General features: G+C 70.9%; 13 protein-coding genes. 7 read left to right on the top strand and 6 right to left on the bottom strand.

Going from position 1 to position 13,639, the window contains the following annotated elements; all coding sequences use genetic code 11:
• Positions 1-183: 183 nt before the first annotated feature.
• Positions 184-1,086 carry a LysR family transcriptional regulator ArgP gene (locus tag G412_RS0114520; RefSeq protein ID WP_028812734.1) on the bottom strand — a complete coding sequence of 301 codons (903 nt, stop codon included), beginning with the start codon at positions 1,084-1,086 and terminating at the stop codon, positions 184-186.
• Between the two features lie 69 nt (positions 1,087-1,155).
• Here G412_RS0114520 and G412_RS0114525 point away from each other — a divergent pair, with 69 nt between their 5' ends.
• Positions 1,156-1,779 (top strand): LysE/ArgO family amino acid transporter, encoded by a 624-nt coding sequence (locus G412_RS0114525; protein WP_028812735.1) that lies wholly within the window; start codon positions 1,156-1,158, stop codon positions 1,777-1,779.
• A 151-nt stretch (positions 1,780-1,930) separates the two neighbouring features.
• Positions 1,931-4,135 (top strand): SpoIIE family protein phosphatase, encoded by a 2,205-nt coding sequence (locus G412_RS0114530; RefSeq protein WP_028812736.1) that lies wholly within the window; start codon positions 1,931-1,933, stop codon positions 4,133-4,135.
• Between the two features lie 83 nt (positions 4,136-4,218).
• Here the strand turns inward: G412_RS0114530 and G412_RS0114535 are convergent, their stop codons facing one another.
• The gene (locus G412_RS0114535) at positions 4,219-5,949 is read right to left on the bottom strand and encodes a lysyl oxidase family protein (protein WP_028812737.1); all 1,731 of its coding nucleotides are present in this window, start codon (positions 5,947-5,949) and stop codon (positions 4,219-4,221) included.
• 297 nt (positions 5,950-6,246) lie between these two features.
• On the opposite strand from G412_RS0114535, the gene G412_RS0114540 reads away from it, so the two are divergent.
• Positions 6,247-6,717, top strand: a complete 471-nt coding sequence (locus G412_RS0114540) for a GNAT family N-acetyltransferase (RefSeq protein ID WP_028812738.1) — start codon at positions 6,247-6,249, stop codon at positions 6,715-6,717.
• A 51-nt stretch (positions 6,718-6,768) separates the two neighbouring features.
• On the opposite strand, the gene G412_RS0114545 is transcribed toward G412_RS0114540, so the two are convergent.
• Positions 6,769-7,509, bottom strand: a complete 741-nt coding sequence (locus tag G412_RS0114545) for a carbonic anhydrase (RefSeq protein ID WP_051338343.1) — start codon at positions 7,507-7,509, stop codon at positions 6,769-6,771.
• A 120-nt stretch (positions 7,510-7,629) separates the two neighbouring features.
• Positions 7,630-8,598, bottom strand: coding sequence for a winged helix-turn-helix domain-containing protein (locus tag G412_RS0114550; protein WP_028812740.1), 969 nt, complete (start codon positions 8,596-8,598; stop codon positions 7,630-7,632).
• Positions 8,599-8,656: 58 nt separating this feature from the next.
• Between G412_RS0114550 and G412_RS34420 the strand changes: the two genes are divergently transcribed.
• On the top strand, positions 8,657-9,835 hold the full coding sequence (locus tag G412_RS34420; protein ID WP_037648784.1) for an MFS transporter: 1,179 nt from the start codon (positions 8,657-8,659) through the stop codon (positions 9,833-9,835).
• Here the strand turns inward: G412_RS34420 and G412_RS39655 are convergent.
• Positions 9,814-10,113 (bottom strand): hypothetical protein, encoded by a 300-nt coding sequence (locus G412_RS39655; RefSeq protein WP_157839095.1) that lies wholly within the window; start codon positions 10,111-10,113, stop codon positions 9,814-9,816. The genes G412_RS34420 and G412_RS39655 overlap by 22 nt on opposite strands.
• A 128-nt stretch (positions 10,114-10,241) precedes the next feature.
• Between G412_RS39655 and G412_RS0114565 the strand changes: the two genes are divergently transcribed.
• Positions 10,242-11,054 carry an SDR family NAD(P)-dependent oxidoreductase gene (locus G412_RS0114565; RefSeq protein ID WP_028812741.1) on the top strand — a complete coding sequence of 271 codons (813 nt, stop codon included), beginning with the start codon at positions 10,242-10,244 and terminating at the stop codon, positions 11,052-11,054.
• Here G412_RS0114565 and G412_RS0114570 read toward each other — a convergent pair.
• Positions 11,051-12,043: an aldo/keto reductase gene (locus G412_RS0114570; RefSeq protein ID WP_028812742.1), complete on the bottom strand. Its 993-nt coding sequence runs from the start codon at positions 12,041-12,043 to the stop codon at positions 11,051-11,053. The genes G412_RS0114565 and G412_RS0114570 overlap by 4 nt on opposite strands.
• A gap of 141 nt (positions 12,044-12,184) precedes the next feature.
• Between G412_RS0114570 and G412_RS0114575 the strand changes: the two genes are divergently transcribed.
• Positions 12,185-13,072 (top strand): LysR family transcriptional regulator, encoded by an 888-nt coding sequence (locus tag G412_RS0114575; protein ID WP_028812743.1) that lies wholly within the window; start codon positions 12,185-12,187, stop codon positions 13,070-13,072.
• A 50-nt stretch (positions 13,073-13,122) separates the two neighbouring features.
• Positions 13,123-13,629, top strand: coding sequence for a DinB family protein (locus G412_RS0114580; protein WP_028812744.1), 507 nt, complete (start codon positions 13,123-13,125; stop codon positions 13,627-13,629).
• The last annotated feature ends 10 nt before the right edge of the window (positions 13,630-13,639 follow it).

A 13,639-nucleotide genomic window follows, 5' to 3' on the forward strand; every position in this document is an offset into this window, starting at 1 on the left:
GCTGACTCCTGACGGTTGCGGGGAGGCCCCCGGACGGGCGAATTGATCACGCGGGCTGATCAACGCGGGGTGTCCGCGCCGGTTGCGACAGATCACCCCAAAGGCTCCGTCCCGCGATCGGGAGCGTTTTCCTCTCCGCCGCAGCCCGCGGCGCGCAGCCCGCGCCCCGCAGGCCCGGCCGGCTCACGCAGAAGGGCGCAGGGCCTCGGCGGCCGTGGCGGCCACCGCGTCCGCCACGGCTGCCAGAGCGGGCGAGTCCAGCTTCCACTGCTGCCAGAACAGCGGAACGTCCACGGGCCGGCCGGGCGTGAGCAGAGTGAACACACCCGCGCGCAACAGCGGCTGCGCCTGCGGTTCCGGTACCAGTCCCCAGCCGAGCCCGGCGGCCACCGCGTCGCAGAACCCCTCCGACGTCGGCACGTAGTGGCGCACCCGGCCCGCGCCTGTCCCGTCGTTCGTGAGGGAGCGTACGAAGGCGTCCTGGAGGTCGTCGCGGCGGTCGAAGACGATCACCGGGGCGTCACGCAGGTCGCGCTCCAGCGGCCCGGTCAGGTGGCGCGCGGCGAAGGCGCCGCCGGCCACCGGCAGATACCGGGCGAGGCCGAGGCGGCGTACCGTGCAGCCCGCCACAGGGTCGGGCGACGACGTGACCGCCGCCATCACCTGCCCCTCGCGCAACAGGGCCGTGGTGTGGGCCTCGTCCTCGCGGTGCAGCTCGAAACACACCGGCGGATCCTGCGGCACGCGATTGAGCGCCGGGAGGAACCAGGTCGCGAGGGAGTCGGCGTTGACCGCGATGGGCAGCCGCGCCGGGCCCCGCGCGTCGGCGATGCCCAGGTCCGCCCGCGCGTCCAGCTCCAGCCGGGCAAGCTGACGCGCGAACCGCACCACGACTTGCCCGGATTCCGTCGGGCGCACCGGCTTCGTACGCATCAGCAGCACCCGGCCGGTGCGCTGCTCCAGCGCCTTGATCCGCTGGCTGACCGCCGACGGGGTCACATGCAGGGCGGCCGCGGCCGCGTCGAAGGTGCCCTCGTCCACTGCCGCGAGCAGCGTACGCACCAGGTCCAGGGGAAGCTCATCCATCACAAAGGCTAAGGGTACGTTAGAACCTTTAGCTGTACTGATGGCGGAATGGTTCATACCGTCGTCCGCATGACCCACGGAATCATCACGGCGGCACTCGTCGGCTTCGGCACCGGACTCTCCCTCATCGTCGCCATTGGCGCGCAGAACGCCTTTGTTCTGCGCCAGGGGGCCCGGCGGCACGCCGTCCTCGCGGTGGTGGCCATCTGCGCCCTGTCCGACGCGCTCCTCATCGCGCTCGGCGTCTCGGGAGTGGGAGCCGTGGTCACCGCGTGGCCCGCCGCCCTGACCGTGGTCGGCCTGGCCGGCGGCGGGTTCCTGATCTGCTACGGCGTCCTCGCCGCCCGGCGTGTGCTGTGGCCCGCCCCCGGCGCGGCCCTCACGGCGCAGGGCGCCACGGCCGGTTCCGCCCGGAAGGCCGTGCTCACCTGCCTGGCGATGACCTGGCTCAACCCGCATGTCTACCTGGACACGGTCCTGCTGATCGGCTCCGTCGCCGCCGACCACGGCACGCTGCGCTGGGCCTTCGGACTCGGCGCCGTACTCGCCAGCCTGACCTGGTTCACGACCCTCGGCTACGGGGCCCGGCTGCTCAGCGGCCTGTTGGCGCGGCCCGCGGCCTGGCGGGTACTGGACGGCCTGGTCGCCGCCACCATGGTCACCATGGGAGGGCTGCTGGTCGCCGGAGCCTGAGAGGCGGGACGGGTGGCTGGCAGTGAGGGCCTTGAGGCCGCACCTCGTCCGGCACCGGCACGGCTCCTTGCGGGTGCGATCTCAGCCGTTATGGGCGTAACGTCCAGAGGTGATGTCCCTTGAGGCGAGTTGTGCGAGAAGCCGGTAGCTCATGGTTGCGCCGGAGGAGGAGACCGGAAAGCCGGAGGTACTGGACCGACTGCTTTCCCGGGTGCTGCGCGAGTCCGACGCGTACGGCGGCGGGATCTACGTCCTGACGTCGAGCGGGCAGGTCCTGTCCGCCGTGGTGCTCGCCGGAGTGCCGTCCAGCCTCGCGATGCCCTGGGCCAGGGTGGGCATCTCCGCCTCGGGGCCCTTGGCGGAGGCGGTCCGGGAGGGCCGCCTGGTGTGGGTCGGTGCCGAGGGGGAGCTCGCCCGCCGTTACCCGCGGATCGGCCTCGCACTGCCGTACTCGTTCGCCCTCGCGGCCGCGCCGGCGGTCAGTGCGCAGCGGACCTGGGGCGGGCTGGTGTTGCTGTGGCCGGGTTCCCACCCGCTGGTGATCGAGCGGGAGCGGCAGCGGGCGATCGAGAAGGCCTCCGGATATGTCGGCGCGGCTCTGCGCCGGGCGCAGGAGAGCGGCCATCCGATCCTGCCCACGCCCGAACCGAGAATCGTCCCGGTGCCGCGGCGCCGTATGGTCACGCAGGCCGAGTCCCTGGCGGCGGTGGACTTCACCGAGCGGCTTCCGGAGGGCTGCTGTGCGCTCGACCTCGACGGCCGGATCACCTTCATCACGCCCACCGGGGCGGAGCTGGTCGGCAGCACAGTCCCCGTGCTGCTGGGAACACGGCCGTGGGAAGTCCTGCCGTGGCTCGACGACCCCGTGTTCGAAGACCGCTACCGGTCGGCCGTGATGAGCCGCCGCCCCACGTCGTTCACCGCCCGGCGCCCCGATGACCTGTGGCTGTCCTTCGAGTTCTACCCCGACGCCCGGGGGATCAGCGTGCGTATCGCCCGTTCCCGCCTGGGCGAAGCCGGGGCGGCTGGCGGGGCGGGTACGGGTGCCGAAATCGGAGGCGTCGGCGAGGCGAGAGCGGGAGCCGGCGCCGGAGCCGCGCTCCGGCCACTGCCGGACTCCGCCGTCGCCCCGGCAACAGGAGCAGCGCCGACCGGGGCAGGCGTGCTGTACCAACTGGCGCATCTGGCGGCCGCGCTCACCGAAGCGCTCAGCGTGCCCGACGTGATCAAGCTGGTGGTCGACCAGATCGCGCCCAGCTTCGGCGCGCACGCGGTCGCCCTGTTCGCCGTACAGTCGGGCAAGCTGCGCCTGCGGGGCCATCACGGCTACGGGGCCCGGCAGATGGAGCGGTTCGACGGCGTACCCCTGTCGCCCGACCACCCCAGCGGCCGCGCGGTGACCACGGCCGAACCGGCCTTCTTCGCCTCCCGCCGCGAACTCCACGACGTTTTTCCCCGCGCCCTGGCCGACGACGGCAACCACGCCTGGGCGTTCCTGCCCCTCGTCGCCGCCGGCCGCCCCATCGGCTGCTGCGTACTGGCCTACGACCGGCCCCACGTCTTCGGGCACGACCAGCGGGCACTTCTGACCGCGTTCGGCGGTCTTGCCGCGCAGGCGCTGGACCGCGCACACCTGTACGACACCAAGAGCGGACTCGCGCGCAGCCTGCAGGCCAGCCTGCTGCCCCAGGAACTGCCGGCGCTGACCGGCCTGCAGGCGACGGCCCGCTATCTGCCGGCGACCCGCGGCATGGACATCGGAGGCGACTTCTACGACCTGGTACGCCTGGACGACACCACGGCCGGCGCCGTCATGGGAGACGTCCAGGGGCACAGCGTCACCGCCGCCGCCCTGATGGGACAGGTCCGTACCGCCGTCCGCGCCCACGCCATCGCCGGAGCGGCCCCCGACGATGTCCTCGCCCGTACCAACCGCCTGCTGACGGACCTCAATCCAGGCCTGTTCACGAGTTGCCTGTACGTCCGGATCGACCTCGCCCGCCGCCGGGCATGCCTGGCGACCGCCGGCCACCTCCCGCCGCTCCTGCGGCACCCCGGCGGACGCGCGGAGAGTGTCGCCATGCCACCCGGCCTGCTGCTCGGCATCGACCCCTCGGCTGCGTACGAGGCGATCGAGATCGACCTGCCGCCCGGCGCGGTCCTCGCGCTGTTCACCGACGGCCTGGTGGAACGGCCGGGCACCGACATCGAGGACGCGACCGCGGACCTCGCCGACGCGCTCAGCGGCGGCGACCACAACCTCGACGCTCTCGCCGACGCGCTCATGCGGCGCGCACTGCCGACGGCCGACCGTACGGACGACACCGCGCTGTTCCTGCTGCGCCTGGCACCGTAGTGACCCTGCTTCCACGTACCTTCGGCCACGCCGTCGTACCCGCCCTTCGGGGCCGGTACGACGGCGGCCACGACAAGGGAACGTCAGTTGGCGTCGACCAGGTCGTGCGCGGGCACGGTCACCGTACGGGCGCCCGCCCGGCCGCCCAGGACGACCTTGCGCAGAGCGCTGTTGTTGTTCAGGCTGGTCTCCTTCAGCCGCTTCTCCGGGTTGGCCAGCACCTGGATGTAGTAGGTGCCGTTCGGCAGATCGCTGATGTCGAAGGACTGGCCGGGAAGGTCCTGGGTGTACGTGTCGCCGGAGCCGACGTCCAGCACCTCACGGACAGAGATCGAGTTCTCCTGCCCGCACGCGGTGGACAGGTCGGTGTTGCCCGGATGCCAGTTGGCGTTCTTGACGGTGTAGTCGACGGCATCGGTGTTGGCCAGGCAGAAGGCCTCCTTGCCGCTGCGCACCGACTCCTTCTTGTCGGCCTTGAGCAGCCGGTAGCTGGCGAAGTCGGTGAAGTGCCAGTGCTCGTGACCCGGACGCGGGTCCCACTCCATGGTGCCGGTCGGCGTGTAGCCGACCTGCTTCCCGTCGGTGTCGTAGAAGTACTGATAGGCGTCCATCAGCTCCTTGCCGGGAGTACGGAACCCGTCGACGACCAGCTGCGCGGGACCCGCGTTCCACACATTGGCGCTGAAGGCCAGGTAGTCCTTGCGCGACGTGTCGCCCTGCCCCTTGCTGATGGTGATGCCGTAGGCCGGCAGCGAACGGAGGTCGGGCTTCGGCACGTCGGGCACGCTCGGCGTGCCGGCCGGCCGCTTCGCGGCGGGCTTCACCGCGGGAGCCTTCCGCGAGCCGTCCGTCTGCCCGGCCGCGTCGCCCACCGGCGCCGCCCGGAGAGCTGCCTTCTTGAGCGACCAGGGAAGGGCCGGCGGCGCGGGAGTGTGGGGTCCGTGGCCCACGTTGTACGACGGACCCGCCCCGCTCGTCGCGGCGGCCGGCGCGGGCGCGCGCATCGCGCCGTGACCGGAATGCCCGGCCGCGTGCGACCCGTGCGACCCCTGCGACCCCTGTGACCCGTGGCGCATGGCGGCCGCCGATCCCGCGCCCGGCCGCTCGTCGTCGTAACTGCGCTCGCGTACGGTCACCTTGATCGTCCGAGGCTTGTTCTCCATGCCGAACAGGTCGCGGTAGCGCTTGGTCACCGACACCTTGGCGGTGTATTTCCCGGCGGGCAGGGCGACCGGGGCGGAGTAGTAGCCCGCGTACGTGTTGGACGCCCAGCCGTTCTCGACGCCCCACACCGAACCGAGCGTGAACGGGTTGATGGGGCAGCTCTCGGGGTACTTCGACTTGGCCGGGGCGTCGGGACGTACCCGTCCGGAGGCGTTGTTCGGACAGAAGGCCTCAAGCTTGTCCATCACCTTCCTGCCACTGGCGTCGGTGATGGTGACCTTGGCGAAGTCCGGCAGCCCCGCGAAGTCCTTCACCAAGCCCTGGGGAAGGGTTCTGGTCCGGGTCCTCGTCCCCTCACGGATGACCTGAGTGGCCACGACCGGGTCCTTGTACGACTTGCGGGTCACCTTGAGTTCGAGAGGCCCGTTCTCGGCGGTGACGTACGTACCGAGGTCCAGGTAGACGCCGGGTTCTTCCTTCCACGAGTCGAGCGTCACCGACGTCGAGGCGGCGATCAGGCTGAGCTTCGGCGTGGGCTGGGCCTGCGTCTGGGCGTCGGGTGCGGCGGCGACGACACCGGCGGTCACGGTGATCGCCGCAGCGGCAGCGATCACCGCACGCCATGGACGGGCTTGCTGGAATCTGGTCATCGTTCCTCGTTCTCCGAGTACCTGCTGGGACCGTGGAGGGACAGCCGGCGCAAGGATCCGGTCGGGCCGACGAGGCGCGAAGGGCTCTGATCGCGAAACTGTCTCCGGCCTGTGAGAGTTGGTGGAGGGCAGCATGGGTTGTCTGGGGGCACGCGAGTCGCGGATCGTTGTCCGAAAACAGGTCATGGACTCCGGATCGAGCCGTCGTAGCGCTGTTCTTGGGGCATGGGCTCGTCTGTTGTGGTAGAGCGCGGCGGCGCGAAAAAATCACTGGACCGACCGGATTACGGTTTCCGTATGACAACCGCACTCCGGCTGGAGAAGATCACTGCCGACAACATCGACGCCGCGATCGGCCTGAGGGTCCGCCCCGACCAGGAACACCTGGTCTCGCCGGTCGTGAAGTCCCTCGCCGAGGCGTACGTGCACCCGCGCACGGCCTGGCCCCGCCTCATCCTCGACGGTGACCGGCTCGTGGGATTCCTCATGGCCTTCTTCGACATCGACTTCGCCGGCGACGGCAAGGGCACCGACATCCGCTCGGGCCTCTGGCGCCTCAACATCGCGGCCGGCGAACAGGGCCGCGGCTACGGCCGCTTCGCGGTCGAGTCCGTGGCCGCCGAAATCCGCCGCCGCGGAGGCACGCGCCTCACCACCAGCTGGCACCCGGGCGAGGAAGGACCCGAGCGCTTCTACCTGCGGCTGGGCTTCGTGCCCACCGGGGAGATGAGCGGGGACCAGAGGGTGGGAGAGCTGGCACTGGACTAGGACGCCCTTGCAGGCCCCCGGATCGCCCCACGCCGGGACGTGGGGACGGGGTCAGGTGATGGCATGCACACGTTGCGAGTGGAGTTCGTAACGCGCCCCGACGATGGCGAGCTTTCCCGCGGCGACCCGGTCCGCCAGATCCCGCTCGGCTGCGAGCCGCTTGCGGACCATGCCCACGTTCCGGGTGATCGTCGAGTCGATACGGGCGTCACCGTGCTGGACATGGTCTATGGCCGGACGTATTTGATCAGCCAAGTACTGTATGTGCGCGGGGAGTTGATCCCCGGTCTGCTCTGCGCGGACAGCGGCGGAGACCGCGCCGCACGACTCGTGCCCGAGGACCATGATCAGGGGTATGCCCAGTTCCAGGGCGCCGTAGGCGACGCTGCCCAGTACGGCTTCATCCAGGACCGTGCCCGCCGACCGCACCGTCATGAGGTCGCCGAGCCCCTGGTCGAAGACCAGTTCCGGCGGCACGCGGGAATCGACGCATGCCAGAACGACGGCGAAGGGCTTCTGGCCCGACACGAGCGACTGGCGCACGAATGGTGTCTCGTGAGGATGTCGCTGCTGGAATGTCCGCCACCGGCGGTTGCCGGCGGCCAACTCGCGCAGCGCCTCGTCGGGACCGCGCGGTGTGCTCGTCGTCGCGGCCGACGACGCGGCCGTGGCCGACGAGGCGCCCAGCGCGATTCCCGCTCCAGCAGCGGCAGTTGCCGCGACAGTGGCCCGCAGTAATGCGCGGCGCCCCGTGCTTATCGGTACGGACGATGCGATGCGATTCGATGTCACTGGGGAAACGTAGCGGTGAAGTTCAGGCCTTAGATTCGTGATGGTGCGCTGTTGGCGTGCTCTTGAGCAATTCATGGCAGATGGCAGATGGCAGTGCACGCCGCCTTCGGCGCGCGGCCGTCATACGTCCCCTTGGACCTTCACCAGAACCTCACCGGCGGCCGTGCGGTAGTAGAGGACTGAACGTCCGGCACGTCGCCGCTGGACGAGACGAGCGTCGAGCAGGACTTTCAGGTGCCGCCCCACCGATCCCAGTCCCTGACCGGTCAGGGCCACCAGTTGAGTCGTGCTCTTCGGACTGTCGAGAAGGACGAGGACGGCCGCCCGCGCCTGCCCCAGCAGGGCGCGCAGCGGCTCGGGTGCCTGAGTGCGGCCCACGTCAGCCAGGGAACCCGAGCACGGGTAGACAACGGCGCAGCGGTCCGATTCCCACGAGACCCAGCTCTGGCGGGGAGTGACGGGCACAAACATCAACCGCGCTCCGGACATCTCACGCGGCGGATGATCGTGTGCGGTGATCTGCAGGCGGCTCTCCCCGAGCCAGCGCATACCCGCGCGCATGTCGTCCAGCGCGCAGGCCCAGCCGCCCCGGCACAACTGCGCCGTACGCGCGACGACGTCCGCCTCGATGACGCGCCGGCGGCGCGGCCAGTACGGCGCCACCGTACGCGTCCACACCCACTCCAGGAGACCGGCCGCCCTCTCGGGAAGATCGGAGCGCCGCAACTGCGCGGGAAGCGGTCCGCCCAGCGACACCTCCAGGTCCGTACGTGCCGTCCCAGCCGGCGTACGGCGTATCCGCTCCAGCTCGTCCCCGAAGGTCTGCTCGCCCGTGCCGGTCGGCGTAGGGGTGAGGAAGGTGGCGTTCCAGGAGCGCCCCAGACCGGCTCGCACGAGCAGTGCAGCGACTGGGTCGTCCGCCGTCCGCCTTCGGTACGCGGGCAGGTGGGCATCCATCCAGGCGCGCTCGCCCGGATGCGCGACCGTACCCCGCTCCAGGGCCTTCAGGCTCGCGGTGACCTCGGCCAGGGGCGAGAGGACGAAGCGGCTTCCCGCGAGCGTGTCCGCGCTGACGTGCCACCAGCCCATGATTCGCCTCCCCGCGAAACATTAACGCCGTTTCCGCGGCCCCTCGCAGACTCCGGCCATGCGCACCTATCGCGACCTCTGCCGGGTCCGGGAGTTCACGCCGCTGTTCCTGACGTCCGCCGCGCAGGTGGCGGCCCAGACCGTGAGCGGACTGGCCCTGGGCACGCTGATCTACACGGCGACCGGCTCACCGCTTCTGTCCGCCCTCGCCATGTTCGGCCCCTCCCTCGCCCAGGTGACCGGGGCCGCGACGCTGCTCGCGGCAGCCGACCGGCTGCCGCCACGCGCGGCGCTGACCGGCCTGTCCCTGTTCTTCGGCCTCGGCACCGCCGTCCAGGCGATCCCCGGCCTGCCCGTGGCGGCGCTCTTCGCCATCGTCCTTGGCCTGGGGGCCGTATCCGCCCTCGGCGGCGGAGTGCGCTACGGGCTGCTCAACGAGATTCTGGCGAAAGACGGATACCTGCTGGGCCGCTCCGCGCTCAACATGGCCACCGGCGCGACGCAGCTCTGCGGGTTCGCCGTCGGCGGCGTACTTGTCACCGCGCTGTCGCCGCGCGGCACGCTGCTCACCGGAGCCGCCCTGTACCTGGCGGCCGCGGCCGTGGCCCGCTTCGGACTGAGCCGCCGCCCTGCGCGCGGCGACGGCCGGCCGTCGATCACCCGGACCTGGCGGAACAACGCCCTGTTGTGGTCCTCCGGGCCACGACGCCGCGTGTACCTGGCTCTCTGGGTGCCCCATGGGCTGATCGTCGGATGCGAGTCCCTGTACGTCCCGTACGCTCCCCAGCACGCCGGACTCCTCTTCGCGTGCGGCGCACTGGGCATGCTGGCCGGCGACATCCTCGTCGGCAGATACGTTCCCCCACAGTGGCGGCAACGCCTCGGCGTCCCGCTGAGTCTCCTGCTCGCCGCCCCCTACCTGGTCTTCGCCCTGCGCCCGGCACTGATTCCCGCGATGGCGGCGGTCGTGCTCGCCACCACCGGTTACTCGGCGAGCCTGTTGTTCCAGGAGCGTCTGCTGGTCCTGACTCCGCACGAACTGAGCGGGCACGCCCTCGGATTGCATTCCTCCGGGATGCTCACCATGCAGGGAGCAGGCGCCACCCTGGCCGGCGCTGTCGCCCAGTACACCTCGCCGTCGGCAGGGATCGCTGTGATGGCAGCGGCTTCCCTCGCGGTCACTCTCGTCCTCGCACCGGGGCTCGCTCCGCCCGGTCAGCGGCGCGTGCTCCGGTGACGGTGGTGCTCCCTGATGACCGCGACATCGACAAGTGCCAGCAAAGCCAGAACGGCGAAGAGCAGCGAGATGGCCCCCAGCGCCCAGGGACTGGGGGCGGAGCCCCCTTGCGACCGCCAGGCCCATACGCCGAACAGCACGGCGAGGGCCAGATACAGCGGCATATGGACCGCCGCCAGCAGGCGTCTGAGTCTCAACGCACGGCGTCGGGCCTGCGGCGGGGGAGGGCCGGCCACGGGGCGCCGCCGCTTGTCCCGCTCGGGACTGTGGTCGCGCATCGACTGCTCCAACGGCGAAGGGTCCCTGTGCCCAGGATAGCCCTGAGCGAACGACCTGGGTGGTGGTGGCGACACCAGGTTCACCACACCCTGTCCGCTGCGCCGCGCCGTACACCACCATGACCGGCATGAAGCAACTCACAACCTTGATCACCGGCGCGACCCAGGGCCTGGGCCGTGGCATCGCACTCGACCTGGCCGCACGGGGCGGCACCCTCCTGCTGCACGGACGTGACCGCAGCCGCCTCGATTCCGTCGCGGCCGACGTACGGGCCGCCGCTCCTGACACCACCGTCCGCACCTACCTCGCCGATCTGGCGGACCTGGACCAGGTGCACGCCATGGCCGCCCGGATCCGCGCCGCCGAGCCCCGGCTCGACGCGCTGGTCAACAACGCCGTCGCGGGCGGCGGCGCCGAGCCGCTTCGGCGGGAGCTGAGCCGCCAGGGCCACGAGCTGCGGTTCGCCGTGAACCACCTCGCCCCCTACGCGCTCACCCGAGACCTGCTCCCGCTGCTCACCGCCTCGGCGCCCGCACGCGTGGTGAATGTCGCCTCGGTCGGCCAGGAGGCCATCGACTTCGACAACCTCATGCTGGAGCGGGGCTACGAGGGCCTGCGCGCCTACTGCCGCAGCAAACTCGCGATGATCATGGCGACTTTCGAGCTGGCCGCCGAACTCGACGGTACGGGCATCACGGTCAACACCCTCCATCCGGCCCACCTCATGGACACCAACGGGGTCCGCGAGTACGGCCTCGCGCCGGTCACGAGCATCGACGAGGGCGTACGGCCGACCGTACGCCTGCTCATCGACCCGGACCTCGCTGGCGTCACCGGCCGCTATTTCGACCAGTTCACCGACACCCGGGCCCACGAGCAGGCGTACGACGCCGACGCCCGGAAACGCCTGATGACGCTGACCCACGCCCTCATCCGCTAGTCCTTGCCGAGGATCGCCTCGACGCGCCGGAGTTCGGCGTCGCTGAACTCCAGCCGGGCCATGGCCTCGACGCTGCCGCGAAGCTGGCGGACGCTGCTCGCTCCGACGACCGCCGAGGCCACCGTGTCGTCGCGCAGCGCCCAGGCCAGCGCGAGCTGAGCCAGTGACTGGCCTCGTTCGACCGCGAGTTCGTTCAGCGACCGCAGGCGCGACACCAGCGCGTCCGTCACCGCGTCCGCGGTCAGGAACGGGCTCGTACCGGCGGCGCGGGAGCCTTCGGGAACACCGTCCAGGTAGCGGTCCGTGAGCAGCCCCTGCGCGAGCGGCGAGTAGGCGATGGCGCCGCTTCCCACCTCCCGCAGGGTGTCCAGCAGTCCGTCCTCCGCGGCGCGGTCCAGCATCGAGTACCGGGGCTGGTGGATCAGCAGGGGGGTGCCGAGCTCGCGCAGGATCGTGGCGGCCCTCCGCGTCTCCTCGGCGGGGTAGTTGGAGATGCCCGCGTACAGCGCCTTGCCCTGCTGGACTGCGGTGTGCAGCGCCCCCATGGTCTCTTCGAGCGGGGTGCCGGGGTCGTAGCGGTGCGAGTAGAAGATGTCGACATGGCCCAGCCTCATCCGGCGCAGGCTCTGGTCGAGGGACGCGAGCAGGTACTTCCGCGAACCCCACTCCCCGTACGGGCCCGGCCACATCAGGTACCCGGCCTTCGTGGAGACGACGATCTCGTCCCGGTACGGCGCGAAGTCCTCCGCGAAGACGCGCCCGAAGACGGTCTCGGCCTCCCCGGGCGGCGGGCCGTAGTTGTTGGCGAGGTCGAAGTGGGTGACCCCCAGGTCGAAGGCGCACCTCAGGATTGCGCGCTGGGTGTCGAGGCCGCGGTCGCTGCCGAAGTTGTGCCACAGGCCGAGCGACAGCGCGGGCAGCTTCAGACCGCTGCGGCCGACACGGCGGTACGGCATGGTGTCGTACCGGCCGGGGTGGGCGGAGTACACGTGGCTCTCCTCTGGGGAAGTGCGGGTCGGCGGGGGAGCGGGGCGCTGCGCGGAGCGGCGCCGCGTACCCAGACTGCCGGGCCGCCGTCATCCCGTCCAACAGAAGAATCCGAATGATTTGAGAAGCTATGCTTCTGAATCATGGAGCTGAGACACCTGGAGTACTTCGTCGCGGTGGCCGAGGAGTGCCACTTCACCCGCGCCGCGCAGCGACTGATGGTGTCGCAGTCCGGGCTGTCGGCGTCCGTGCGCGAGCTGGAGCGGGAGCTGGGCACGGCGCTGTTCGCCCGCACCACCCGGTCGGTCGGCCTGACCGAGGCGGGGCGCGCGCTGCTGGCCGAGGCGCGGCGTACTCTCGCGGCCGCCCGCGCCGCCAAGGACGCCGTTGCCGCGGTCCAGGGGCTTCTGCGCGGCACGCTCACCGTGGGCACCGAGCAGTGCATCGCGGGCGTGTACGTTCCGGGACTGCTCGCGCGCTTCCATCAGCAGCACCCGCGGGTGGAGATCCGGCTGCGTCAGGCGGCTTCAGCGCAGCTCGTCGAAGAGGTCGGCAGCGGCCGGCTCGACCTGGCGTTCGCCATCGACTGCGGGGACACGCCCCGGACCGTACGGATGCTGCCGCTCACGGACGAGCCGATGCTGCTGCTGTGCCACCCGGAACACGCGCTGGGCGGGGCGGACGAGGTCTCCTTGCACGACCTGCGCGACGAGCCGTTCATCGACTTCCACTCCGACTGGGGGCCACGCAGAGTCGGCGACGCGGCGTTCGCCGCCGCCGGGATCGGCCGACAGGTCGCACTGGAGGTCAGTGATGTCCACAGCCTGCTGGAGCTGGTCCGTGAGTCGCTGGGCGTCGCGCTCGTCCCCCAGCATTTCGCGCGCAAACCGGAGGCGGAAGGCCTGAGCGCCGTCCCGCTGGCCGGTGCAGGGCGCCTGACGTACAGCAGTGTGACCGCGCTACCCCTGGAGGAGTCCACGAGCCCAACGGCCCGCGGCCTCCTCGGCCTGCTGGGACCAGCCGCTTCCTGACGGCCCGGCTCCACACCTCGGCCGGCGCCGGTCACTGGCAGGATGCCCGCATGAGTGATCACCAGCGGACCGAACCCTCGCGGACAGCCGGCGAACGCGCCTCGCTGACCGGCTTTCTGCAGTACCAGCGCGAGACCCTGGCCATGAAGTGCGCCGGACTGACCACCAGCCGGCTGAGGGAGAAGGCGATACCGCCGTCCGGCCTGTCCCTGCTCGGACTCGTCCGGCATGTGGCCGAGGTCGAGCGGATGTGGTTCCAGGTCGTGTGGAACGGCGAGGACGTCGCGGGCTACTGGCCGGGGAAGGTGAACGGCACGTTCGCCGAGTTCGCCACCGACTCGGCCGATCCCGACGAGGCGTTCCGGATCTGGCACGCGGCGTGCGCGCGATCCCGCGCGATCGTGGAATCCGCCGAGTCACTCGACGCCATCGTTCGCCGGCGCGATGAGGTGTACACCCTCCGCTACATCGTCACTCACATGATCGAGGAGTACGCCCGGCACAACGGCCACGCCGACCTGCTGCGCGAGCGGATCGACGGGGCCGTCGGAGAGTAGCGGCGGCCGG

It is taken from the genome of Streptomyces flavidovirens DSM 40150 (assembly GCF_000429085.1).
GTDB lineage: Bacteria > Actinomycetota > Actinomycetes > Streptomycetales > Streptomycetaceae > Streptomyces > Streptomyces flavidovirens.

What these genes read in the sequence shown, in the direction of transcription:
- G412_RS0114520 (WP_028812734.1), bottom strand. Translation starts at nt 1,086, where the DNA reads ATGGATGAGCTTCCCCTGGACCTGGTGCGTACGCTGCTCGCGGCAGTG.
- G412_RS0114580 (WP_028812744.1), top strand. Translation starts at nt 13,123, where the DNA reads ATGAGTGATCACCAGCGGACCGAACCCTCGCGGACAGCCGGCGAACGC.
- G412_RS0114540 (WP_028812738.1), top strand. Translation starts at nt 6,247, where the DNA reads ATGACAACCGCACTCCGGCTGGAGAAGATCACTGCCGACAACATCGAC.
- G412_RS34420 (WP_037648784.1), top strand. Translation starts at nt 8,657, where the DNA reads ATGCGCACCTATCGCGACCTCTGCCGGGTCCGGGAGTTCACGCCGCTG.
- G412_RS0114565 (WP_028812741.1), top strand. Translation starts at nt 10,242, where the DNA reads ATGAAGCAACTCACAACCTTGATCACCGGCGCGACCCAGGGCCTGGGC.
- G412_RS39655 (WP_157839095.1), bottom strand. Translation starts at nt 10,113, where the DNA reads ATGCGCGACCACAGTCCCGAGCGGGACAAGCGGCGGCGCCCCGTGGCC.
- G412_RS0114525 (WP_028812735.1), top strand. Translation starts at nt 1,156, where the DNA reads ATGACCCACGGAATCATCACGGCGGCACTCGTCGGCTTCGGCACCGGA.
- G412_RS0114535 (WP_028812737.1), bottom strand. Translation starts at nt 5,949, where the DNA reads ATGACCAGATTCCAGCAAGCCCGTCCATGGCGTGCGGTGATCGCTGCC.
- G412_RS0114550 (WP_028812740.1), bottom strand. Translation starts at nt 8,598, where the DNA reads ATGGGCTGGTGGCACGTCAGCGCGGACACGCTCGCGGGAAGCCGCTTC.
- G412_RS0114530 (WP_028812736.1), top strand. Translation starts at nt 1,931, where the DNA reads ATGGTTGCGCCGGAGGAGGAGACCGGAAAGCCGGAGGTACTGGACCGA.
- G412_RS0114575 (WP_028812743.1), top strand. Translation starts at nt 12,185, where the DNA reads ATGGAGCTGAGACACCTGGAGTACTTCGTCGCGGTGGCCGAGGAGTGC.